A 21,527-nucleotide genomic window follows, 5' to 3' on the forward strand; every position below is an offset into this window, starting at 1 on the left:
TGACGTATGCGGATCGGCATCGTGTGCCCGTACTCCTTCGACGTCCCCGGTGGGGTGCAGAACCACGTCATGGACCTCGCCGAGGCGCTGATCGCGCTCGGCCACGAGGTCAGCGTGCTCGCGCCAGCCGACGAGGATTCGCCGCTGCCGGAGTACGTGGTGTCCGCCGGGCGTGCCGTTCCGCTGCCGTACAACGGCTCGGTGGCCCGGATCGCGTTCGGCCCGGTCTCGACCGCTCGGGTCCGGCGGTGGATCACCAACGGCGACTTCGACGTGCTGCACGTGCACGAGCCGCTGACGTTGAGCCTGTCGCTACTGGCCGTGCTCTCCGCCCGTGGCCCGGTGGTCGCCACGTTCCACACCGCGATGACCCGTTCGCGGGTCCTCGCCGCCGCGCAGGGTGTGCTCCAGATCGTGTTGGAGCGGATCACGGCTCGGATCGCGGTGAGCGCTCTGGCCCGTAAGGTGCAGGTCGAGCACATGGACGGCGGCGCGGTGGAGATCCCCAACGGGGTGGCGGTGGCCAAGTTCGCCGACGCCGAGCCGTTGCCGGGTTGGCCGGGGGAGTGCGCGGCCAACACCGGCGGCACGATCGGGTTCCTGGGTCGGTTCACCGAGGCGCGCAAGGGCTTCCCGGTGCTACGTGACGCGTTCGTGGCGTTGGCGCCCACCCGGCCCGGTCTGCGGTTGCTCGTCGCCGGCCCGGGTGACCCCGATGACCTGTACGACCAGTTCCCCGCCGAACTGCACGAGCGGATCACGTTCCTCGGCCTGGTCAGCGAACCGGACAAGGCGCGAATGCTGCGCAGTGTGCACCTCTACGTCGCACCGAACACCGGCGGTGAGTCGTTCGGCATGATCCTCACCGAGGCGATGGCGGCGGGTACGACTGTGGTCGCCAGTGACCTGGACGCGTTCCGGCGGGTGCTGGACGGGGGGCGTGCCGGTCGGCTCTTCCCCACGGGTGACCCGGTGGGGCTGCGTGCCGTGCTGAGCGAGCTGCTGGACGACCCGGCCGGGCGGGCCACGCTGAGTGCCTGCGGCGATCAGGTGGTGGCGAATTTCGACTGGCCGGTGGTTGCTCGCCGCGTTCTGGAGGTATACGCAGCGGCGATCGAGGCAACCGACGGGCGGGTCATCGACCAGGAATGGGTGGGGCTGGGCTGAGCCGGTGTGACGGATGGTGCGGTGGTGACCGGCGGGCCCGGTCCGGCCGCGCCCAATCGGACGAAACGGAGCAGCACTACGATGCCGCACATGTGGTGGGTGGTGGCCGCGAGCGTGGTCGTGGGGCTGGTCGCGGCGTACCTCATCTGGACCGCCGGCCGGGTCGAGCGGTTGCAGGGTCGTGCGGAGCTGGCGGCCCGGGCTCTCGACGCTCACCTGCTGCGCCGCGCGGCGGCCGCCGCCGTCCTGGCCGAGCGGCGTTTCGGCGTCGAGCTGTACGCGGCGGCCCGGATCGCCCTGGACGCCGGCCCGGACGAGCGGGAGGCGGCGGAGAACGACCTCACCCGGCAGTTGCGGGGCGTGCAGTTGGACCCGAACGATCCGAGCTGCGCGGCGGTCATCGCCGCCAGCCGGCGGCTCGCGTTGTCCCGGCAGGTGCACACCGACCTGGTCCGGGACGCCCGCTCGGCGCGCAGCCGGCCGCTGGTGCGCTTGTTGCGGATGGGACGTGGTCGGGAGTGGCCGCGCTACTTCGACATCGACGATCCGACCCTCGTCGTCCCGGCGGACGTCCCCGCGGCCTGAGCGCAGCCGGGCCCCGGCGGGCCCCGCCGGGTCGGTGACCAGGGCCACAGGGCAGGCCACCCGGGGTCCAATTGGCTGTCGGTACGGCGTTGAACCGCGCGTAGCATTTTCGCTGCCCCACCCCCAGAGCACGTCCAAGGAGCGATGAGCCGTGCCCGAAAACACCGCCTCGAACACCGGTAGCGCCCCCGTCGTCGGCACCGCCCGCGTGAAGCGTGGCATGGCCGAGATGCTCAAGGGCGGCGTGATCATGGACGTCGTCAACGCCGAACAGGCCAAGATCGCCGAGGACGCCGGCGCGGTCGCGGTAATGGCTCTGGAACGGGTGCCCGCCGACATCCGCGCGCAGGGCGGGGTGTCCCGGATGAGCGACCCCGACATGATCGACGGGATCATCGAGGCGGTCTCCATCCCGGTGATGGCCAAGGCCCGCATCGGGCACTTCGTGGAGGCGCAGATCCTCCAGTCGCTCGGCGTGGACTACGTCGACGAGTCCGAGGTGTTGACCCCGGCGGACTACGCGAACCACATCGACAAGTGGGCGTTCACCGTGCCCTTCGTCTGCGGCGCGACCAACCTGGGCGAGGCGCTGCGCCGGATCACCGAGGGCGCGGCCATGATCCGCTCCAAGGGCGAGGCGGGCACCGGTGACGTCTCCAACGCCACCACCCACATGCGCAAGATCCGCCAGGAGATCCGTCGGCTGTCCTCGCTGCCGGCCGACGAGTTGTACGTCGCGGCCAAGGAGTTGCAGGCCCCGTACGAGCTGGTCAAGGAGGTCGCCGAGAGCGGCAAGCTGCCGGTGGTGCTGTTCACCGCGGGCGGGATCGCCACTCCGGCCGACGCGGCGATGATGATGCAGCTCGGCGCGGAGGGTGTCTTCGTCGGTTCCGGCATCTTCAAGGCGGGCAACCCGGCGCAGCGGGCCGCCGCGATCGTCAAGGCGACCACCTTCCACGACGACCCGGACGTCCTGGCCAAGGTCTCCCGGGGTCTCGGCGAAGCGATGGTCGGCATCAACGTCGACGAGATCCCGCAGCCGCACCGCCTGGCCGAGCGTGGTTGGTGAGCGCGAGGAGTGAGCCGCTCTTGCGAGCCCCGCAGTCGCGAGGGAAGGAGGGTTGGTGAGCGCGAGGAGTGAGCCGCTCTTGCGAGCCCCGCAGTCGCGAGGGAAGGAAGGGTTGGTGAACCGTGCTCCACTCGGGCCTGGTGATGTCGCGGTGACGGCACCCGTGATCGGTGTGCTCGCGCTGCAGGGCGACGTCCGCGAGCACGTGGCGGCGCTGGCCGCGGTGGGTGCGGACGCCCGCCCGGTGCGCCGCCCGGCGGAGTTGGACGCGGTCGACGGTTTGGTCATCCCCGGCGGGGAGTCCACCACCATCAGCAAGCTCGCCGACATCTTCGAGATGCGTGAGCCGATCGACAAGCGGATCGCCGACGGCCTGCCGGTCTACGGCTCGTGCGCCGGAATGATCATGCTGGCGACCGAGGTGCTCGACGGCCGACCCGATCAGCGGGGCTTCGCTGGCATCGACATGACCGTCCGGCGCAACGCGTTCGGCCGGCAGGTCGACTCGTTCGAGGCGCCGGTGACCGTCGCCGGGGTGTCGGGTGGGCCGTTGCACGCGGTCTTCATCCGTGCGCCGTGGGTCGAGCGGGTCGGTGCCGGCGTGCAGGTCATCGGGGTGGTGACCGGCGGCGCGGCCGCCGACCGGATCGTGGCGGTCCGGCAGGGCAACCTGCTGGCCACCTCGTTCCACCCGGAGTTGACAGGTGACCTGCGCGTGCACGCGTACTTCGTGGACCTGGTCCGCGCCGCCACCTGACGGAGGCGACCGGCGCGGCCGTCCATGATGCTCGTGGCCGTCCACGATTTTGTCCCGTCTGCCCTGGTACGCGAGGACCGGACGGCGATGCCGTGCGCGGTGCATGACAGTGACCCGGGGGACGTCGGTAGGATTGCGGAGATTCGGCAGGGCCATCTGCCCGCCACAGCTTCCACCAGGGCTGACCGGCACCTCCGCGTGCGCCGGCGGGAGCAGGGCGTGAGCGGTGCGGTCGATGCAGACGGCGGGTAGCAACGGAGGTAGAAGATGTCCGGCCACTCAAAGTGGGCGACGACCAAGCACAAGAAGGCCGTCATCGACGCCAAGCGCGGCAAGATGTTCGCCAAGCTGATCAAGAACGTCGAGGTGGCCGCACGGACCGGCGGCGGTGACCCCTCGGGTAACCCGACGCTCTTCGACGCCATCCAGAAGGCGAAGAAGAGCTCGGTGCCGAACGACAACATCGATCGCGCCGTCAAGCGCGGCTCCGGCCTGGAGGCCGGCGGCGCCGACTGGCAGACGATCATGTACGAGGGGTACGGCCCGAACGGCGTGGCCATGCTCATCGAGTGCCTCACCGACAACCGCAACCGGGCGGCGACCGAGGTACGCACCGCGCTGACCCGCAACGGCGGCTCGCTCGCCGACGCCGGCTCGGTGTCGTACATGTTCTCCCGCAAGGGCGTGGTGATCGTCCCCAAGGAGGGCGCCAGCGAGGACGACGTGATGCTTGCCGTCCTGGACGCCGGCGCCGAAGAGGTCAACGACCTCGGCGAGGCGTACGAGGTGGTCTCCGAGCCGACCGACCTGATCGGTGTGCGGACGGCGCTGCAGGACGCCGGCATCGAGTACGAGTCGGCCGAGTCCTCGCTCATCCCCAGCATGAACATCCCGCTGGACGAAGAGGGCGCACGCAAGATCTTCAAGCTGATCGACGTCCTGGAAGACTGCGACGACGTCCAGAACGTCTACGCCAACTTCGACGTGTCCGACGAGGTAATGGCAGCGGTAGACGCCTGACCTCGCTCTGGCCCCGCCTCATCCCACCGCGATCTTGCACTTTCTGACCCGACAGACCGGGTCACGCAGGGCATATCGTCAGCAGAAAGTGCAAGATCGCGCTGGGGGTTGCCAGTGAGGAGGCTCGGCGTGGTGGTGGAACGGTTCGCGGCTGGTGACACCGTGGTGCGGCGTGAGGTGCTGCGCGGCGAGGTCTGGTTCGGCTGCCCGACGATCTGCGTCGAGGATTCGCCCGAGTTGCTCGCCCTCTACCTCCCACCGGGGGCCGAGTTCGGCTTCCCGCAGACCGGCGTCTTCCCATGTGGGCGGCACCCGTGGGAGACCGCCGGGCACCGCTCCTGGTCGGGCCATGGCAAGTTGATGCTGCAACGCCCCGGTGAGGCGCACTCGCTCGACGTGTTCTGGACGGGGCCGGGGCGTGACTTCGCCGGCTGGTACTTCAACCTCCAGGACCCGTTTCGGCGTACGCCGATCGGGGTGGACACCCTGGACCACGAGCTGGACCTGTGGTGGGCCGCGGACGCCGACCGGTACGTCTGGAAGGACGTCGAGATGTTCGCCCAGCGCCTCGTCGAGGGGCGTTACCCGGGTATGGGAGACGCCATCCAGGCCGAGGGCGACCGGATCGCCGCGCTGCTCGATCAGGGCGAGCGCTGGTGGAACCCGGCGTGGGCGCAGTGGCAGCCCGACCCCGCCTGGGCGGCGCCCCCGCTGCCCGCCGGCTGGGATCAGGTGCCACCCGCGCGCTGAGCCGCGCCGTGGTCAGGTTCCCGGCAGCGCGTCGACCAGGAAGACTTGATCCGGGCCGCCGGTGCACGGCTCGACAAGCGCCTCGGCCGACACGTCGGTGGCGTCGTCGCGCAGGCCGACGCACAGGTCGCTACGGTCGGGCCGGATGCGGTACGTGCCGGGCGCCGCTCCGGTCGACTCGAAGCGGAACACCTGCTTCGACCTGCTCGCGCTGCAGTCTTCGTCGTCGTAGGGTTCGAGCAGGTTCCGGCCGGGATCAGCCTCGCGGACGGTGAGACAGCCCTTCCCGTGTACCGGGTGTTCCCAGTTGATGAAGTACAGCCCGTCGGCCACCGGTTCCAGCGAGGTGTCCGGTGGGGTGGCCTGCGTGCAGGGTCGTTGGACCGCTATCTCCTTGTCGTACGCGCCGGTGCGGTCGCGTCCCTCGGTGAGGCAGAGGTGCGGGCTGCGGACGGGGCGGATCTGGCTGCGCCCCGCGCTCGGCGTGCTCGACGAACGGGCGTCGCTACCCGCCGACGCGGCCGGATCGGCAGGTGGCGTTCCGTCGTCCGGCCGCTGGATCCAGAAGCCCACGCCGAGCGCGGCCAGCAGGGCGGCGACGACCAGCAACGCCAGCGGCGCGGGCCGCGCGAACCAGCGTGGGCGACCCGCGCTGGGGCCCTCCGGGGCCACGGTCGTGACCGTGTCGACCGGCGGGAGGTCCGGTGCCGGCGATGTCGGGACGAACTCACCGGCTGCGATGCGGTGCCGCGCCCGCAGCCACACCTCGACCTGTTCCTGCGCGCCGCAGGCGCGGACGAACGCGGCCACCACCTCGGCTCGCGGCAGGGTGGATCGGCGCAGGATGTCGGCGGCCGTGCTGCGGGCCAGGACGTCACCGGCTGCGGCCGCGCGCTGCTCCAGTTGCCGGTACGTCAGGCGGGACCGGTCCTTGAGTTGGCGCAGCAGGTCGACGAACTCCGCCGGGTCGGCCGCCTCGTCCGGTCGTATGTCCCCCGTGGTCATCGCCCGATTGTCCAGACACCCCGGGCTCGGGTGCAAACCGGGTCCGGGTCACTGTCCGACGTGGTCGGACATAACCCGGACAGGGGCTACTGAGCTGCCCGGACATTGCACCTCTGGTACCAGGGCATTGTTCCGGCCGGTCGGCATGTCTAGCGTCGTTTCTCGATGGCCGCGCCGCCAACGGGCGTTCGGCCGCCGGGCTCGGACAGCTACCGGACAGGCCCGAAGGACATTGTCGACACGGGGGAGATTTCGATGGATGACGCTGCCCGTGAACCGGGGACGGCGATCGAGTACGTGGCGCTCCTGCGTGACATGCGTCGACGCTCCGGGCTCACCTACCGGGAAATCTCCAGGCGGGCCTCGTCGGTGGGGCACTGGCTGCCGCCGAGCACCCTCGCCACGATGCTGGGCCGGACGACGCTGCCCCGGGAACGCACCGTCGTGGCGTTGTTGGTGGCCTGCGGTGCGACGACGGAGGACACCCAGCGGTTCGTGGCCGTGCGTCGGGACATCGAGGCCCGCCTGAGCGAGCGGGAGCACGACGAGACCCAGGTGGCGCAGCACAGCGTGGTGACGCCATCGACGGAGGGCGACCCGCCCGTGGCTGTCGACCCACCCCCCACGTCCGTGGTGGAGGGGCCGACGCCCCAGGTGCCCCGACCGGCCCGCCGACGGCTTCGGTTGACGGTGTTCGCGCTGCTCGGCGCATTGACGGTTGGCGCGTCCGGTGTGCTGGTGTCCCAGCTGGGCCGCCCGGACGGGCCGACCGACGCCTGCCCGCCGATCCTGCGCCAGGGCATGTACGGCCCGTGCGTGCTGAACCTCCAGGAGCAACTGGTGGCGAGCGGGCTGCCGGTGGCGGCGGATGGCTGGTTCGGCCCGGACACCACCAGCCGGGTGATGGCCTTCCAGGCGCTGGGTGGGCTGCCGGTCAGCGGCACCGCCGACGGTCAGGTCCTCGACGAGCTGGCGGGCGCTCCGGTGGCGACGGTCGTGTGGCCGGAGGACCGGATCCGCAAGCACATGCGCGAGTTGTTCCCGGAGGATCCGGCCGGGGCGATCGAGCTGGCCCGGTGCCTGTCCGGGCTGGACCCGCATCGGGTGGAGGTCCGAGCGGACGGGTCACGACGCTGGGGGCTGTTCCAGTTCAGCGATATGGAGGTGTCGCGGTTCGGCGCGGACCGTCGGACCGCACTGGACCCGAGGTGGAGCATTCGGGCAGCGCGGAATGTCTGGTTACGCAACGGCGGCTTCGGCCAGTGGCAGTGCGATTCCGTCAGGTGACGGCACGCCGCTCCCCGTCCGGTCCGAGGACCGGACGGGGAGCCCCCCGTTCACGCCGCCGTACGACTCACGGTCGCAGCCGGTTGGCGTACACGTATGCGCCCACCGAACGGCCAGTGGCGAGCCCGGCGTCCGCGTCGAACCGGTAGTGCACACCGAGGTAGATCCGGCTCATCGCGTTCTCCTCGGCGGCGTCGTCGAAGCCGGTCATCTGCCGGACGACCCCCACGGCGTGCGGATCGTCGGTGGTGGCGTCGAAGGCGATCGCGTCGGTGCCGAAGAACCGCTGCATCACCGCCGACCAGGCCCCCGCGAAGGTGGCGTGCCCGGAGACGTAGGCCGGGAAGGCCGGCGTGTACGGCACGCCCTCGCGGTTCTGCGACAGTGGCTGCCAACCAGGGCCCTCCGTCGCCTCGATGGCGGTCACCGGCCGCCACAGGTCGATCGGCGTCTGGTACTTGGCATCCCAGGCGGCGATGGCGGCGTCGGCGAGCGCGAGCGCGACCAGCCCGAAGAGCCGGGCGTTGGCCAGGATGCCGAGCTGACGTTGCTCCGACACGATCCGGGTGTGCGCGAAGAGTTGACCCGGCGGCTTGTACGTGCCCCCCAGGTCGTTGGCCCAGAAGAACGCGATCTGCGTCTGCTCGGCGGTCCGCAGCGTCGACGTGCGACCGCCGTAGTCGCGGATCTCCTGCACCTGGGTGCGGTATTCCGACTTGCCGAGCAGGTCGGCGTACCCGGTGGCGCCGGCCGGTAGGCCTGGGCGGAACTGTCGACCGGAGGTGAGTGCGAACGGCGTGACCAAACCCCAGTTCGGGCTGACCGCCGCCTTGCCGTTGGTCGGCCGCCACGACCCGGGTACGCCGTCCAGCTGGTACGGCGTGCTGTTGCCGGAGCCGTCGTTGGCGCGGGCCTGGAGGTTCGCGGCGGCCGCCGCCGCGCCGACGGTGTCACCACGGGCGACCTCGGCGGTGTTCACCCCGGACGGCCGGCGGGCGACAGCGCCGGCGAGGGCCTGGGAGTACGACTGGCCCTGGCCGCTGTACAGGGCGGTCAGCACGTCGTACGCGGCCCGGTCGATGGCCGCGTGCAGCGAGGGTGCCACGACGTTGTCCATGGTGCCCGGATAGCTGACCGGCACCCGGACCCGATAGGGGTTGCCCACTCCGGTGACCGAGACGGCGGCGTCGTGCATCGCCGCGTGCAGGATGGCTGCCTCCCGCGAGGAGGTGGTGGGCGGCAGGTCCAGCGCCCGGTAGGTGGCCAGCAGGACACCGTTCCAGTACAGGATCGGGTCGGTGGCCGGGTCGACGGCCAACGGGGTGAGCGAGATGTTGTCCAGCCGCACGGTAGAGGCCGCGTGCGCGCCGAGGTGGAACAGGAGCACCGCCTTCGGGTCACCGAACGGGGACACGAAGTCGAACGTGAACCGGCGCATCGAGGACGTCAGCGCGACGGTCTGGTCGACCGCTGAGGTGAACGGCGTGTCCACCCGGGAGACCGAGACGCGCAGGGAACGGTTGACGTCGGCGGAGGCGTCGAACTGCAACCGGTACGGCTGCGCGGCCGTCACCCCGAACTCGAAGTGACCGACCAGGTCCTCCCAGACGGGCTTGCCGACCGTCGCGCTGGTGCGGACGCGCAGTTGCCCGGCGTTGACCGTCGTGCTGGTCGAGGAGAGCCGGGTCCACCAGGGCTGGGTGCTGCCGTTGTCGAACGTGCCGTTGAGGATCAGGTCGCCCGCTGCGGCGGCGACCGGCGCCTGCCGCACGAGGGCCGTGAGGGTGCTGGCGAGGGCGACCGCGAGCACCGCGCTGAGCAGTCGACGGAGTTGTCGTGCGTTGATCGGTGGGGACATCGAGAGCCTTTCCGGTCCGGGGCGGCGACGACCAGGTCGTGGCCGTGAGGATCGGCTCACCGTAGGAGTGTTAGCGCTGTTCACAGCCTCCGAACAGCGCTCGGAACGGTGCCGTACGACAGCGGGCGCCGGCATCCGATCAGGACACCGACGCCCGCTGCGGACGATCCGTCGACTCAGCCGATCGTCTCCCGTTCCCGCCAGGCGGTTCGCAGCGAGGTCCGGCCGTTGGTGCGCAGCAGCGACCCCTCGTACACCCGGGCCCCGGCGAGGAGGAACGCGCCGGCGGCGAGCAGCAGGATGACAAGCGAGACGACCGGCTCCCAGGCGGCCGCGTCGCCGGTGAACAGCCGCAGCGGCATGGCCGTCGGCGACGAGAACGGCAGGTAGGACAGCACCCGCATCGCGGTGGCGTTGTCGTTCAGGAAGATCACCGCGAAGAACGGCAGCATGACGGCGAGCTGCACCGGCGTCGACACGGCGGCGATGTCCTCCTGCCGGTTGGCCAGCGCGCCGGCCGCCGCCCACATGGCGGCGAGCAGCACGAACCCGACCAGGAAGAACGGCACGAACCAGCCGATCGCCGGGGCGAGCAGGGTGAGTAGACCCCCACTGTCGCCCATCTGCAACCCGATCACCGCCACCACCGCGATCAACGCGATCTGCGCGAACGCCAGGATCGCCCCGGCCAGCACCTTCCCGGCCAGCAGGGCTCGGACCGGCACGGCGGCGACCAGGATCTCCACGATCCGGGTCTGCTTCTCCTCGATGACGCTCTGCGCGATCTGCACACCGAACGTCTGCGAGGTGAGGAAGAAGACGAACGCGAAGACGAACGGCACCAGGAACGCCACCACCGGGTCGACCGCGTCCGGGTCGAGCAGGCGTACGGTCGGCTGGCTGCTCAGGGCCCGGACCACGTCGTCGGGGGCGTCATCCATGGCCAGGACGGCTGGTCCGGCGACCACCGCGGCGTCCACGTCGTCGTCGCGGACGGCCTGCTCGGCGGCCCGGTCGTCGGGGACGACCCGGACCTCCAGCCCGGCGGCGCGCAGCGGCGCGGCCAGGCTTTCGGTCACCGCGACGGTGGACGGCCCGCCGGAGAACAGCGGCGGCAGGATGGTGCCCGCCGCGGCGATCAGTAGGAAGAACAGCGTGCCGAACAGAAACGTCCGGTCGCGGAGCTTGACCCGGATCTCGCGTTCGGCGACCAGCCGGGTGGCCTGGGTGACGTTCACTGGGTGACCTCTCGGAAGATCTCGGTGAGCGAGGGGCTGACCGGGCGGAAGGCGCGGACCGGTCCACGGGCGAGGGCCGCCTGCAGCACGGGCTGCTCGTCGGTGCCGGCCGGCAGGTCGAAGATCACTCGCGCGCCGTCCAACTCGACGACTGTCACCCCGGGGTGGTCGCGTACCCAGCCGGCGTCGTGCTCCACGACCAGCTCGAAGCGGGGCACGGTGTACGAGTCGCGCAGCTGCTGCCGGCTCCCGGCGGCCCGGATCACCCCGTCGCCGATGATCACCAGGTCGTCGCAGAGACGCTCCACGACGTCGAGCTGGTGACTGGAGAAGAGCACCGGCGCGCCAGCGGCGGCCCGTTCCCGCAGCACGGCGACGACGGTGTCCACGGCCAACGGGTCGAGGCCGGAGAACGGTTCGTCGAGCACCAGCACCTCGGGGTCGTGCACCAGCGCGGCGGCGATCTGGGCGCGCTGCTGGTTGCCCAACGACAGGGTCTCCAGCAGGTCGTCGCCGCGCTCACCGAGCCCGACCCGGTCCAGCAGCACGTCGGTGGAACGCCGTGCGGCGGCGGCGTCCAACCCGTGCAGCCGGCCCAGGTAGGTCACCTGCTCGCGGGTGGTCATCTTGGGGTAGAGGCCCCGCTCCTCCGGCATGTAGCCGAAGCGCCGACGGTCCTGCCGGGTCAGCGTCGTGCCACCCCAGCTCACCTCACCGGCGTCGGGGGCGAGGACACCCAGGATGATCCGCATGGTGGTGGTCTTGCCGGCGCCGTTGGCGCCCACGAAACCGGTCATCCGACCGGCGGACACCTCGAAGGACACGTTCCTGAGCACCTGACGGTCGCCGAAGCTGCGGTCGACGCCGTCGAGGCGAAGCGTTCTGGTCACGCACTCACGCTAGATCGATCGCGCCGCTGCGCCGTCCGCCCGGCGGGTGAGCGGGCGGGTCCACCTCGCGGCGGACGCCGTCACCCGCCCGGCCGGACCACGCCGTTCTCGTACGCGAACACCACGGCCTGCACCCGGTCGCGCAGGCCGAGTTTGGCCAGCACCCGACTCACGTGCGTCTTCACCGTCGCCTCGCCCAGGTGGATGGTCGCGGCGATCTCCGCGTTGCTCGACCCGGCGGCGAGCAGCATCAGCACCTCCCGTTCGCGCGGGGTCAGCGCTGCCAACGCGGCGTCGGCGTCCGGGCCTCGGTGGGCGGTGCCCGCCGGGTCACCGGGGCGGGCGAACGTGGAGATCACCCGCCGGGTGATCTCCGGGGCGAGGAGCCCGTCGCCCCGGGCCAGCACCCGGATCGCCTCGACCAGCTCCTCCGGCGTGCCGTTCTTGAGCAGGAAGCCGCTGGCCCCGGCCCGCAGCGCGGCGAACAGGTAGTCGTCCCGGTCGAAGGTGGTGAGGATCAGCACCGCGGGCGCCCCGGGGCCGTCGGCGACGATCTGCCGGGTGGCCTCCAGGCCGTCCATCCCGGGCATCTCCACATCCATGAGTACGACGTCGGGGCGGGTGGCTCGGGTCATGCTGACGGCCCGTTCGCCGTCGGCGGCCTCACCGACCACCGCGATGTCGTCCTCCACCTCAAGGATGACCCGGAAGCCGGTACGGACGAGGTGCTGGTCGTCGGCGAGCAGCACCCGGACCAGCTGGCCCGGGTCCGGCGCGTGCTGTTCTGTCGCGCTCACGCCGATTGCTCCGCGCCGGCTGGCACCTGTTGCCCGTCGCCCTGCCTCCGCTGCGCGCCGACCGGCGGGTCCGCCGACGCCGCGAGGGGAAAGCGTGCGCGTACCCGCCAACCGCCGCCGGCCCGCGGCCCGGCCTCCAGGTCGCCGTCGTGGGCGGTGACCCGTTCGCGCATCCCGATCAGACCCAACCCGACGGCGTCGACCCGGCCACCGGCCCGCCCGTCGTCGGTCACGTCGACCTCGACCTCCCTGGCCAGATACCGGACCCGCACGTCAAGCAGGGCAGCCTCGGCGTGCTTCAAGGTGTTGGTCACCGCTTCCTGCGTCACCCGGTACGCCGCCTGGGACACCGACTCGGGCAGCGCCACCGGGTCGCCGTACACCCCGAGGGTTGCCGTCAGCCCGGCGGCCCGAGCCCGCACGACCAACTCGTCGATCCGTTCGATGCCGCCGGCCATTGGCGGCTCGGGGTCGGCGCCGGCGGAGGTCCGCAGCACGCCGAGCATCCGGCGCAGCTCGTCGACGGCGGTGCGGGCGCTCTGCTCGATCGCGGTGAGCGCGGTGCGGGCCTTACCCGGGTCGCGGTCGAACACCCGGCGGCAGGCGGATGCCTGCACACCCATCACCGACACATGGTGGGCGACGACGTCGTGCAGCTCCCGGGCGATCCGGACCCGTTCGCCGAGCACCGCCCGTTCCCGGGCCTGCGCCTGCGACCGGCGCAGGTCCTCGGCCTGGGCGCGCAGCTCGTGCTCGCGGTGCGCGGCCACCCAGGCGGTCTCGCCGAAGAAGTACGCGAACGCGAAGACCAGCACGTTGAGCAGCACGCCGTTGACCATCGCGGCGAGCACCGGTGGCACCGGCCCGACCGCGTCGGCGAAGGCGTCCGAGGGGATGTGGTCGATCATCACCGTGTAGTAGATCCCGAGCCAGGCGAACATCGTGGCGATCACACCGATGCGCAGGCGGCGGGACCGTTGGCGGTCCTGCCCCCAGGCGCCGACGGTGTAGAGGGCGCAGAACAGAGCCCAGGAGGAGAACTGGGTCTCCGGGGCCGATCGTGCCTGCGCGGCGATGAACGCCACCGCGACGATCAGCAGGACCGCGGCCGGCCACCGTCGTCGCCAGATCAGCGGCAGGGTCACCGCGACGGTCCAGAGCAGCTGCTCCGGCCCGGATGGCGGTGGGCCCAGCAGGAACGCCCCGGTGCTGCGGGCCAGGGTGAGGCTCACCAGCGCCAGCCCGGTCATTCCCAGGCCGATCCAGAGGTCGTTTCGGCGCTGCTCGACAGTTGGACCCGGGCGGTGCCATTCCTCGCGCGATGCCACGGTCATCCGGGAACGATGCCACGCCACCCGCCGGGCCCGTCGACCGGCCAGCCCGGTCACGTCGCACGGGCGGCGGCCCGGCGCGGGGTACGCGCCGGGCCGCCGTCTCTGGTGTCGCTCAGGCGGTCTGCTGGCGGGTCTTCCGGGCGGTGTCGATCAGGTCCCAGGCGACGACCGCCGCCGCGCCGACCGCGATGGCCAGCCCGAGGGCGTCCCGGTTGTCTGCCTCCGCCACCCAGCTCAGGCGCTCGGCCAGGGCCGGGTTGAGCAGCCGGTCGGAGAGCGCCAACCACATCAGCGGCACCGTGAACGCCAGGTTGAGCATCGCCTTGATGCCGAAAAGCGTCCAGGTCCACCGCCCGATCCGGTACTTGACGATCTCGAACACCACGCTGGCGGCCAGGACGACGATCAGCGCCGGCAGCCAGAACGACCACAGCGCCGGGTCGAGGATCGGAACGTTCTCGCCGTCGGTGCCGCGAACCCAGGACTGGTAGTGCTGCAACGGCAGGTACGCGATGGTCAGCACCAGCATGATCACCGAGGCGATGGTGTCGGCGAGCGGGATCCCCCGGTGCACCGGGGCGTCGGGCAGTTGGTCGACAGTCCACTCCGGCAGGTCCACGGCCGTCTGGGTGCGCTCGATGATGGCGAAGGTCAGGGTGAGCCAGAAGGTGATCTGCACGGCCACCTGCATGGCCGTGACGATGCCCGGCCCGATGGCCCCGAAACCCTTTCCTTCGGCCGCCTCGACAACTGTGACGATCGTGCCGACGAGCGCCGGGATGAAGCTGAGCAGCAGCTTCAGCAGTCGCAGCCAGAGCAGGTAGTAGGTCGGGCCGATGAGCTGCAGCCGGCGGTCGGCGTACCGGGCGGCCAGCACGTCCGGGTTACCCAACTCGGTGAGCACCTCCCGCTCGGCCGCGGTCGGGTCCTCGCCGCTGCCGGTGCGGTCGTCGATCATGTCGTCGATGGAGGCCCGCAACTCGGTGGCGATCTCGTCGCGGCGCTGGGCGGGCACCGAGCGCAGGGTGGCGGCGAGGTAGCGGTCGGTCAGCGTGTTCATCGGTCCACTCCTTGGATCAGCCCGGTCATGGAGGTCTGCACGGCGGCGAGATCGTCAAGGAGTCGGCTCAGCATCGACTCGCCCTCGTCGCTGGTCCGGTAGAACTTGCGCGGTCGGCTCTCCTCGGTGTTCCACTCGCTGGTCAGCAGGCCCTGGTCTTCGAGGCGGCGCAGCAGCGGGTAGAGGGTGTTGGCGTCGACCGGAAAGCCGTGGTCGGTAAGCCGTTGCAGCAGTGCGTAGCCGTAGTCCGGTCGGCGCAGCGCGACCAGGCTGGCCACCACGACGGTGCCTCGACGCAACTCCTGTAGGTGCGTCCGTAGAACGTCCTCGCTAACCATGTGTCACACCATACTGTGTGGCACACAGTGTTGTCTACGCCAACAACGTCGCGTCTGTTGGGGATGTTGGGGTGCGACCCGCGGTCCCGCGCGGCGCCCGGGGAGACGAGGGTTGTTCACTCCCTCTGCTCTGCTGCCGCGGATGCGCCAGCACGGTGCCGCAGGGTGGTGCGTATGCGGCAGCAGAGCAAAGGGAGCGCGCACGGCGATGGCCTGGCGCTCAGAGACGCCAGGCCAGGTGATCGAAGTGGTGACGCGCTCGCCGCGTCGGGCGCCCTATTCGAAGCGGGACGCGTCGCCGGCGCCCCGGCGCAGGATCTCCGGCTCCGCGCCGGACAGGTCGATGACCGTCGTCGGCTCCATGCCGCACTCGCCGGCGTCGAGCACCGCGTCGACCTGGTGGTCGAGCCGTTCCTTGATCTCCCAGCCCTGGGTCATCGGCTCATCGTCACCGGGCAGGACCAGCGTGCTGGACACCAGCGGCTCGGCCAACTCGGCCAGCAGCGCCTGGGTGACGACGTGCCGGGGCACGCGGACACCGACGGTGCGCTTCTTGGGGTGCAGCATCCGGCGGGGCACCTCCTTGGTGGCCGGCAGGATGAAGGTGTAGCTGCCCGGGGTGGACGCCTTCACCAGGCGAAAGACCGAGTTGCTGATCTGGACGAACTGGCCGAGCTGCGCGAAGTCGCGGCAGACCAGCGTGAAGTGGTGCCGATCGTCCAGGTGGCGGATCTGCCGAATCCGGTCCAGCCCGTCCTGGTTGCCCAGCTGGACGCCGAGCGCGTAACAGGAGTCCGTCGGGTAGGCGACCAGCCCACCGCCGCGGATCAGGTCGGCGACCTGGCCGATGACTCGGGGCTGTGGGTTCTCCGGGTGTACGTCGTAGTACCTCGCCATCCTGAAGAGCCTAGGCGCACCGTCCGGCGATCAGGAGACGAGGGCCACGGCCGTCGGCGCGGACGGTGGAGCCGCCGAGATCACCTCGGTAGGGTAGGTCCCGGTCGGCTCCGACCAACAAGATCCACACCGCCGGGGGGCGCCACGCATGGCTGATTCGTTCGCGCATCTGCACGTGCACACCGAGTACTCGATGCTCGACGGAGCGGCCCGCCTCAAGGACCTGTTCGCCGAGGCCAAGCGGCTCGGCATGTCCGCCGTGGCGATCACCGACCACGGCAACATGCACGGCGCGAACGACTTCTACAACCAGGCGATGGCCGCCGGGATCACCCCGATCCTGGGCGTCGAGGCGTACGTGGCGCCGGAGTCGCGCTATCACAAGGCGCGGGTCAAGTGGGGTCGGCCGGAGCAGAAGAGCGACGACATCTCCGGTAACGGCGCGATCACCCACAAGACCATGTGGGCGAAGAACGCGCAGGGCCTGAAGAACCTCTTCACCCTCAACTCGCGCGCCTCCATGGAGGGGCACTACGTCAAGTGGCCCCGGATGGACATGGAGCTGATCGCCGAGCACGCCGAGGGGATCATGGCCACCACCGGCTGCCCATCTGGCGCGGTGCAGACCCGGCTGCGGCTGGGCCAGTTCGACGAGGCGCTCAAGGTCGCCGCCAGCTACCAGGACATCTTCGGCAAGGACAACTACTTCCTGGAGATCATGGATCACGGCCTCTCCATCGAGAGCCGGGTCCGCGAGGGGCTCACCGAGATCGCCCGCAAGCTGGACATTCCGCCGGTGGTCACGAACGACTCGCACTACACCCACGAGGCGCAGGCCACCGCCCACGACGTGCTGCTCTGCGTGCAGACCGGCAGCAACATCGACGACCCCAACCGGTTCCGGTTCGAGGGCGGCGGTTACTTCATCAAGAGCGCCGACCAGATGCGCGCGGTGGACTCGTCCGAGCTGTGGCAGGAGGGTTGCCGCAACACCCTGCTGGTCGCCGAGAAGGTCGACCCGACCGGGATGTTCGAGTTTCACAACCTGATGCCGCGCTTCCCGGTGCCCGAGGGGGAGACCGAGGAGTCCTGGTTCCGCAAGGAGACCTTCGCCGGCCTGGGCCGCCGCTACCCGAACGGCATCCCGGAGGGGCACGTCGTCCAGGCGGAGTACGAGCTGGGCGTCATCAACCAGATGGGCTTCCCGTCCTACTTCCTCGTGGTCGCCGACTTCATCCAGTGGGCCAAGAACCAGGGCATCGCGGTGGGTCCGGGCCGTGGCTCGGCCGCCGGCTCGCTCGTCGCGTACGCGCTGGGCATCACCGACCTGGACCCGATCCAGCACGGCCTGATCTTCGAGCGGTTCCTCAACCCCGAGCGGGTCTCGATGCCGGATGTCGACATCGACTTCGACGAGCGTCGGCGCGGCGAGGTGATCAAGTACGTCACCGACAAGTGGGGCGAGGACAAGGTCGCCCAGATCGCCACCTTCGGCACGATCAAGGCGAAGGCCGCGATCAAGGACTCGGCCCGGGTCCTCGGCTACCCGTACGCGGTCGGCGACCGGATCACCAAGGCGATGCCGCCGGCGGTGATGGGCAAGGACATCCCGCTCACCGGCATCTTCGACAACAAGCACCCCCGCTACGCCGAGGCCGGCGAGATCCGTGGCCTGTACGACTCCGACCCGGACGTCCGTAAGGTGATCGACACGGCCAAGGGCATCGAGGGGCTGATCCGGCAGACCGGTGTGCACGCCGCCGGCGTCATCATGTCCGCCGAGCCGATCATCGAGCACATCCCGTTGACGCGCCGCGACGCCGACGGGGCGATCATCACGCAGTTCGACTACCCGACCTGCGAGTCGCTCGGGCTGCTGAAGATGGACTTCCTCGGCCTGCGCAACCTGACGATCATCGACGACGCGGTCAAGAACATCGAGCTGAACCACGGCCGAAAGCTCGACCTGCTGGGCCTGCCGTTGGACGACAAGGCCGCGTACGAGCTGCTGGCCCGCGGTGACACCCTGGGCGTCTTCCAGCTCGACGGTGGGCCGATGCGGTCGCTGCTTCGGTTGATGAAGCCGGACAACTTCGAGGACATCTCCGCCGTCCTGGCGCTGTACCGACCCGGCCCGATGGGCGTCGACTCGCACACCAACTACGCGCTGCGCAAGAACGGCCTCCAGGAGATCACACCGATCCACCCGGAGCTGGAGGAGCCGCTACGGGAGATCCTGGCGCCCACCCACGGCCTGATCGTCTACCAGGAGCAGGTGCAGCGCGCCGCGCAGATCCTCGCCGGCTACACCCTCGGTCAGGCGGACCTGCTGCGCCGGGCCATGGGTAAGAAGAAGAAGGAGATCCTCGACAAGGAGTTCATCCCGTTCCGGGACGGCTGCCGCGAGCGCGGCTACTCCGACGAGGCGATCCAGGCGGTGTGGGACGTCCTGGTGCCGTTCGCCGGGTACGCGTTCAACAAGGCGCACTCCGCCGCGTACGGCCTGGTCTCCTACTGGACCGCGTACCTGAAGGCGCACTACCCGGCCGAGTACATGGCCGGGCTGCTGACGTCCGTCGGCGACGACAAGGACAAGATGGCGCTCTACCTGGCCGAGTGTCGCCGGATGCGGATCCAGGTGCTGCCACCGGACGTGAACACCTCGGCCGGGCCGTTCACCCCGGTCGGCAAGGACATCCGCTTCGGCCTGGCCGCCGTGCGCAACGTCGGCGCGAACGTGGTCGCCTCGATCATGCGCTGCCGGGAGGAGAAGGGCGACTACGCCGACTTCTACGACTTCCTGTCCAAGGTGGACGCGGTGGTCTGCAACAAGAAGACAATCGAATCGCTGATCAAGGCCGGCGCGTTCGACTCCCTCGAACACCCCCGCAAGGGCCTGCTCGCGGTGCACGCCGACGCGATCGACGCGTACGCCGACGTCAAGCGCAAGGAGGCCGTCGGCCAGTACGACCTGTTCGGCGCCGGCTTCGGCGACGCCGACACCGGCAGCACGACGGTGATGCCCACCATCGGCGACAGCGAGTGGGACAAACGCGACAAGCTCGCCTTCGAGCGGGAGATGCTCGGCCTCTACGTCTCCGACCACCCGCTGTTCGGCCTGGAGCACATCCTCAACGCGGCGGCCGACACCACAATCGCGTCCCTGGCCGAGGAGGGCGCGGTGCCCGACGGGGCCGTCGTCACCCTCGCCGGCATCCTCTCCGGGGTGCAGCGCCGGGTCACCAAGCAGGGCCGGGCCTGGGCCTCGGCCACCCTGGAGGACCTGGCCGGTGGAGTGGAGGCGCTGTTCTTCCCGAACACCTACGAGGTGATCGGGCAGTACATCGCCGAGGACGCCATCGTGGTGGTCAAGGGCCGGGTGGACCGCCGCGACGACACCCCACGGATCATGGCGATGGACATGTCCATGCCGGACGTCAGCACCAGCGCCACCAACAAGCCGGTCACCCTCACCATCCCGGTGCACCGGTGCACGCCGCCGCTGATGGAGAAGCTCAAGGAAACCCTTGTGCTGCACCCCGGCGACACCGAGGTGCACGTCAAACTGCAGAACGGCGGGCGCACCACCACCCTGCGGTTGGGTCCGTTCCGGGTGGCGGCGACGACCGCGCTGATGGGTGACCTGAAGAGCGTCCTCGGCCCGGCCAACGTGAGCTGACCGGGCCGCGACCCGGCCGGCGTACGTCCGGCCGGGCCGCTCGGCTCAGCCCCGGTCGGGGGCGCTGATCTCGCGCAGCTGACCGTCGGCCAGCCGCAACCAGCGTTGCACGCCGATCTCGGCGAGGAACCGCTCGTCGTGGCTGACCACCACGAACGCCCCCTGGTACGCCGACAGCGCGCTCTCCAACTGGGCGACGCTGACCAGGTCCAGGTTGTTTGTCGGCTCGTCGAGCAGCAGCAGTTGCGGCGCCGGTTCGGCGCACAGCACGCACGCGAGGGTGGCGCGCAGCCGCTCACCGCCGGAGAGCACCCCGACGGGCAGGTTCACCCGGGCACCCCGGAACAGGAACCGGGCCAGCAGGTTCATCCGCTTGGCGTCCGGCAGGTCCGGCGCGTACGCGGCGAAGTTCTCCGCCACCGTCCGGTCGAGGTCCAGCAGGTCCAGCCGCTGCGACAGGTACGCGATCCGCCCGTCGGCCCGCTTCAGCTCGCCGCCGGCCGGGTCCAGGTCACCGTTGACCAGGCGCAGCAGGGTCGACTTGCCGACGCCGTTGCCCCCGGTGAGCGCGATCCGTTCCGGTCCCCGGATCACCAGATCGGCACCGTCGCCGCCGAACAACTCCCGGTCGTCGAAGCGGGCCCGCATCCCCTGGCCGGAGAAGACAGTGCGCCCACCCGGGACGGTGGTGTCCGGCAGGTCCACGACGATCCGGTCCTCGTCGCGTACCGCCCGGCCTGCCTCGTCGAGTCGGGCCTTGGCCTGACCGAGCCGGCTGGCGTGCGTCTCCTGCGCCTTGCCCGCCGACTCCTGCGCGCTGCGCTTGAGCCCGCCGGCCACGATCCGGGCCAGGCCGGCGTTCTTCAGGTTCTTGGAGGCGTTGCTGGCCCGCCGGTCGGCCCGCTCCCGGGCCTGCTGCAGCTCCCGCTTCTCCCGCTTGACCTCCTGCTCGGCGTTGCGCAGGTTGCTCTCGGCCACCTCCCGCGCCGCCTGCACCGCCTCGGTGTACGCGGTGAAGTTGCCCCCGTACCAGCGGATCTCACCATGCTCCAGCTCGGCGATGCGGTCCATCCGGTCCAGCAGCTCCCGGTCGTGGCTGACCAGCAGCAGGCACCCGGTGAAGTCGGTGAGCACGTCGTAGAGCTGGTGCCGGGCCGCCAGGTCCAGGTTGTTGGTGGGCTCGTCGAGCAGCAGCACGTTCGGGCGGCGCAGCAGTTGCGCCGCCAGGCCGAGGGAGATCACCTGACCGCCGCTGAGGGTGTGCAGCCGGCGGTCGAGCGACAGCTCACCCAGGCCGAGCCGGTCCAACTCGGAGCGGGTGCGCTCCTCGATGTCCCAGTCGTCGCCGATGGTGGCGAAGTGCTCCTCGCTGGCGTCGCCGGCCTCGATGGCGTGCAGGGCCGCGATCCGCTCGGCCACGCCGAGCACCTGTGCCACGGCCAGGTCGCCGACCAGCGGCAGCGTCTGCGGGAGGTAGCCGAGCAGACCGTCGACGGTGACGCTGCCACCGCTGGGCCGCAACTCTCCGGCGATCAGCCGCAGCAGGGTGCTCTTGCCGGCGCCGTTCGGCGCGACCAGGCCGGTACGCCCGCCGGGGACGGTGAAGGACAGCTCCGTGAAGACCGGGGTGTCGTCCGGCCAGGAGAAGGACAGGTTCGAGCAGACGATGAACGCATCAGACATGCGAGTGACCTCGAAAGGGTGGGGTGGGCGCGCCTGAGCCGCCCGACGGCGACGGGGACCGGTGCAACGACGACATGGCCTCGGCGGCTGCGCAGGCGCGCGCCGAACCGATG

18 protein-coding genes are annotated in these 21,527 nt (G+C 70.6%); 8 read left to right on the forward strand and 10 right to left on the reverse strand.

Annotated features, from left to right (window positions below):
• The first annotated feature begins 6 nt into the window (after nt 1–6).
• From IF46_RS0111530 to IF46_RS0111560, 6 genes are all read left to right on the forward strand, one after another.
• Nucleotides 7–1,167 carry a glycosyltransferase family 4 protein gene (locus tag IF46_RS0111530; protein ID WP_030488305.1) on the forward strand — a complete coding sequence of 387 codons (1,161 nt, stop codon included), beginning with the start codon at nt 7–9 and terminating at the stop codon, nt 1,165–1,167.
• 81 nt (nt 1,168–1,248) lie between these two features.
• Nucleotides 1,249–1,752: a hypothetical protein gene (locus tag IF46_RS0111535; RefSeq protein ID WP_036391884.1), complete on the forward strand. Its 504-nt coding sequence runs from the start codon at nt 1,249–1,251 to the stop codon at nt 1,750–1,752.
• A 151-nt stretch (nt 1,753–1,903) separates the two neighbouring features.
• Entirely contained in the window at nt 1,904–2,821 is a 918-nt protein-coding gene (pdxS, locus tag IF46_RS0111540; RefSeq protein WP_030336887.1) for a pyridoxal 5'-phosphate synthase lyase subunit PdxS, read from the forward strand.
• A 151-nt stretch (nt 2,822–2,972) separates the two neighbouring features.
• Nucleotides 2,973–3,578: a pyridoxal 5'-phosphate synthase glutaminase subunit PdxT gene (gene pdxT, locus IF46_RS0111545; RefSeq protein WP_030488307.1), complete on the forward strand. Its 606-nt coding sequence runs from the start codon at nt 2,973–2,975 to the stop codon at nt 3,576–3,578.
• 267 nt (nt 3,579–3,845) lie between these two features.
• The gene (locus IF46_RS0111555) at nt 3,846–4,598 is read left to right on the forward strand and encodes a YebC/PmpR family DNA-binding transcriptional regulator (protein ID WP_030488309.1); all 753 of its coding nucleotides are present in this window, start codon (nt 3,846–3,848) and stop codon (nt 4,596–4,598) included.
• A gap of 129 nt (nt 4,599–4,727) precedes the next feature.
• Nucleotides 4,728–5,348 (forward strand): DUF402 domain-containing protein, encoded by a 621-nt coding sequence (locus IF46_RS0111560; RefSeq protein WP_030488310.1) that lies wholly within the window; start codon nt 4,728–4,730, stop codon nt 5,346–5,348.
• Between the two features lie 12 nt (nt 5,349–5,360).
• Here the strand turns inward: IF46_RS0111560 and IF46_RS0111565 are convergent, their stop codons facing one another.
• Nucleotides 5,361–6,353 (reverse strand): RICIN domain-containing protein, encoded by a 993-nt coding sequence (locus tag IF46_RS0111565; protein WP_030488311.1) that lies wholly within the window; start codon nt 6,351–6,353, stop codon nt 5,361–5,363.
• A 255-nt stretch (nt 6,354–6,608) separates the two neighbouring features.
• Here IF46_RS0111565 and IF46_RS0111570 point away from each other — a divergent pair, with 255 nt between their 5' ends.
• Entirely contained in the window at nt 6,609–7,640 is a 1,032-nt protein-coding gene (locus IF46_RS0111570; RefSeq protein WP_030488312.1) for a peptidoglycan-binding protein, read from the forward strand.
• A 67-nt stretch (nt 7,641–7,707) separates the two neighbouring features.
• Here the strand turns inward: IF46_RS0111570 and IF46_RS33760 are convergent, their stop codons facing one another.
• The 8 genes from IF46_RS33760 to IF46_RS0111610 all read right to left on the reverse strand — a co-directional run bounded on the left by IF46_RS33760 (nt 7,708) and on the right by IF46_RS0111610 (nt 16,052).
• Nucleotides 7,708–9,498, reverse strand: a complete 1,791-nt coding sequence (locus IF46_RS33760) for a carbohydrate binding domain-containing protein (RefSeq protein ID WP_198041423.1) — start codon at nt 9,496–9,498, stop codon at nt 7,708–7,710.
• 176 nt (nt 9,499–9,674) lie between these two features.
• The gene (locus IF46_RS0111580; protein WP_030488314.1) at nt 9,675–10,736 is read right to left on the reverse strand and encodes an ABC transporter permease; all 1,062 of its coding nucleotides are present in this window, start codon (nt 10,734–10,736) and stop codon (nt 9,675–9,677) included.
• Nucleotides 10,733–11,626 (reverse strand): ABC transporter ATP-binding protein, encoded by an 894-nt coding sequence (locus tag IF46_RS0111585; RefSeq protein WP_030488315.1) that lies wholly within the window; start codon nt 11,624–11,626, stop codon nt 10,733–10,735. The genes IF46_RS0111580 and IF46_RS0111585 overlap by 4 nt, the downstream gene beginning before the upstream one ends.
• 80 nt (nt 11,627–11,706) lie before the next feature.
• Nucleotides 11,707–12,423, reverse strand: a complete 717-nt coding sequence (locus IF46_RS0111590) for a response regulator (RefSeq protein ID WP_051723848.1) — start codon at nt 12,421–12,423, stop codon at nt 11,707–11,709.
• Nucleotides 12,420–13,757: a sensor histidine kinase gene (locus tag IF46_RS0111595; RefSeq protein ID WP_030488317.1), complete on the reverse strand. Its 1,338-nt coding sequence runs from the start codon at nt 13,755–13,757 to the stop codon at nt 12,420–12,422. Before IF46_RS0111595 ends, IF46_RS0111590 begins: the two co-directional genes overlap by 4 nt.
• A 112-nt stretch (nt 13,758–13,869) precedes the next feature.
• Entirely contained in the window at nt 13,870–14,817 is a 948-nt protein-coding gene (locus tag IF46_RS0111600) for a permease prefix domain 1-containing protein (RefSeq protein WP_030488318.1), read from the reverse strand.
• Nucleotides 14,814–15,155 carry a PadR family transcriptional regulator gene (locus IF46_RS0111605; RefSeq protein WP_030488319.1) on the reverse strand — a complete coding sequence of 114 codons (342 nt, stop codon included), beginning with the start codon at nt 15,153–15,155 and terminating at the stop codon, nt 14,814–14,816. Before IF46_RS0111605 ends, IF46_RS0111600 begins: the two co-directional genes overlap by 4 nt.
• A 276-nt stretch (nt 15,156–15,431) precedes the next feature.
• Nucleotides 15,432–16,052, reverse strand: a complete 621-nt coding sequence (locus IF46_RS0111610) for an L-threonylcarbamoyladenylate synthase (RefSeq protein ID WP_030488320.1) — start codon at nt 16,050–16,052, stop codon at nt 15,432–15,434.
• A 148-nt stretch (nt 16,053–16,200) separates the two neighbouring features.
• Between IF46_RS0111610 and dnaE the strand changes: the two genes are divergently transcribed.
• Nucleotides 16,201–19,731 carry a DNA polymerase III subunit alpha gene (dnaE, locus tag IF46_RS0111620; protein WP_030488321.1) on the forward strand — a complete coding sequence of 1,177 codons (3,531 nt, stop codon included), beginning with the start codon at nt 16,201–16,203 and terminating at the stop codon, nt 19,729–19,731.
• Between the two features lie 45 nt (nt 19,732–19,776).
• Here the strand turns inward: dnaE and abc-f are convergent, their stop codons facing one another.
• On the reverse strand, nt 19,777–21,414 hold the full coding sequence (abc-f, locus tag IF46_RS0111625) for a ribosomal protection-like ABC-F family protein (protein WP_030488322.1): 1,638 nt from the start codon (nt 21,412–21,414) through the stop codon (nt 19,777–19,779).
• Nucleotides 21,415–21,527 lie beyond the last annotated feature (113 nt).

The organism is Micromonospora chokoriensis (assembly GCF_000718555.1).
Lineage (GTDB): Bacteria > Actinomycetota > Actinomycetes > Mycobacteriales > Micromonosporaceae > Micromonospora > Micromonospora chokoriensis_B.

Coding starts and splice junctions, on each gene's coding strand:
- IF46_RS0111530 (WP_030488305.1), top strand. CDS start 7: ATGCGGATCGGCATCGTGTGCCCGTACTCCTTCGACGTCCCCGGTGGG.
- IF46_RS0111535 (WP_036391884.1), top strand. CDS start 1,249: ATGCCGCACATGTGGTGGGTGGTGGCCGCGAGCGTGGTCGTGGGGCTG.
- IF46_RS0111555 (WP_030488309.1), top strand. CDS start 3,846: ATGTCCGGCCACTCAAAGTGGGCGACGACCAAGCACAAGAAGGCCGTC.
- IF46_RS0111565 (WP_030488311.1), bottom strand. CDS start 6,353: ATGACCACGGGGGACATACGACCGGACGAGGCGGCCGACCCGGCGGAG.
- IF46_RS0111570 (WP_030488312.1), top strand. CDS start 6,609: ATGGATGACGCTGCCCGTGAACCGGGGACGGCGATCGAGTACGTGGCG.
- IF46_RS33760 (WP_198041423.1), bottom strand. CDS start 9,498: ATGTCCCCACCGATCAACGCACGACAACTCCGTCGACTGCTCAGCGCG.
- IF46_RS0111595 (WP_030488317.1), bottom strand. CDS start 13,757: ATGACCGTGGCATCGCGCGAGGAATGGCACCGCCCGGGTCCAACTGTC.
- IF46_RS0111600 (WP_030488318.1), bottom strand. CDS start 14,817: ATGAACACGCTGACCGACCGCTACCTCGCCGCCACCCTGCGCTCGGTG.
- IF46_RS0111605 (WP_030488319.1), bottom strand. CDS start 15,155: ATGGTTAGCGAGGACGTTCTACGGACGCACCTACAGGAGTTGCGTCGA.
- IF46_RS0111610 (WP_030488320.1), bottom strand. CDS start 16,052: ATGGCGAGGTACTACGACGTACACCCGGAGAACCCACAGCCCCGAGTC.
- dnaE (WP_030488321.1), top strand. CDS start 16,201: ATGGCTGATTCGTTCGCGCATCTGCACGTGCACACCGAGTACTCGATG.
- abc-f (WP_030488322.1), bottom strand. CDS start 21,414: ATGTCTGATGCGTTCATCGTCTGCTCGAACCTGTCCTTCTCCTGGCCG.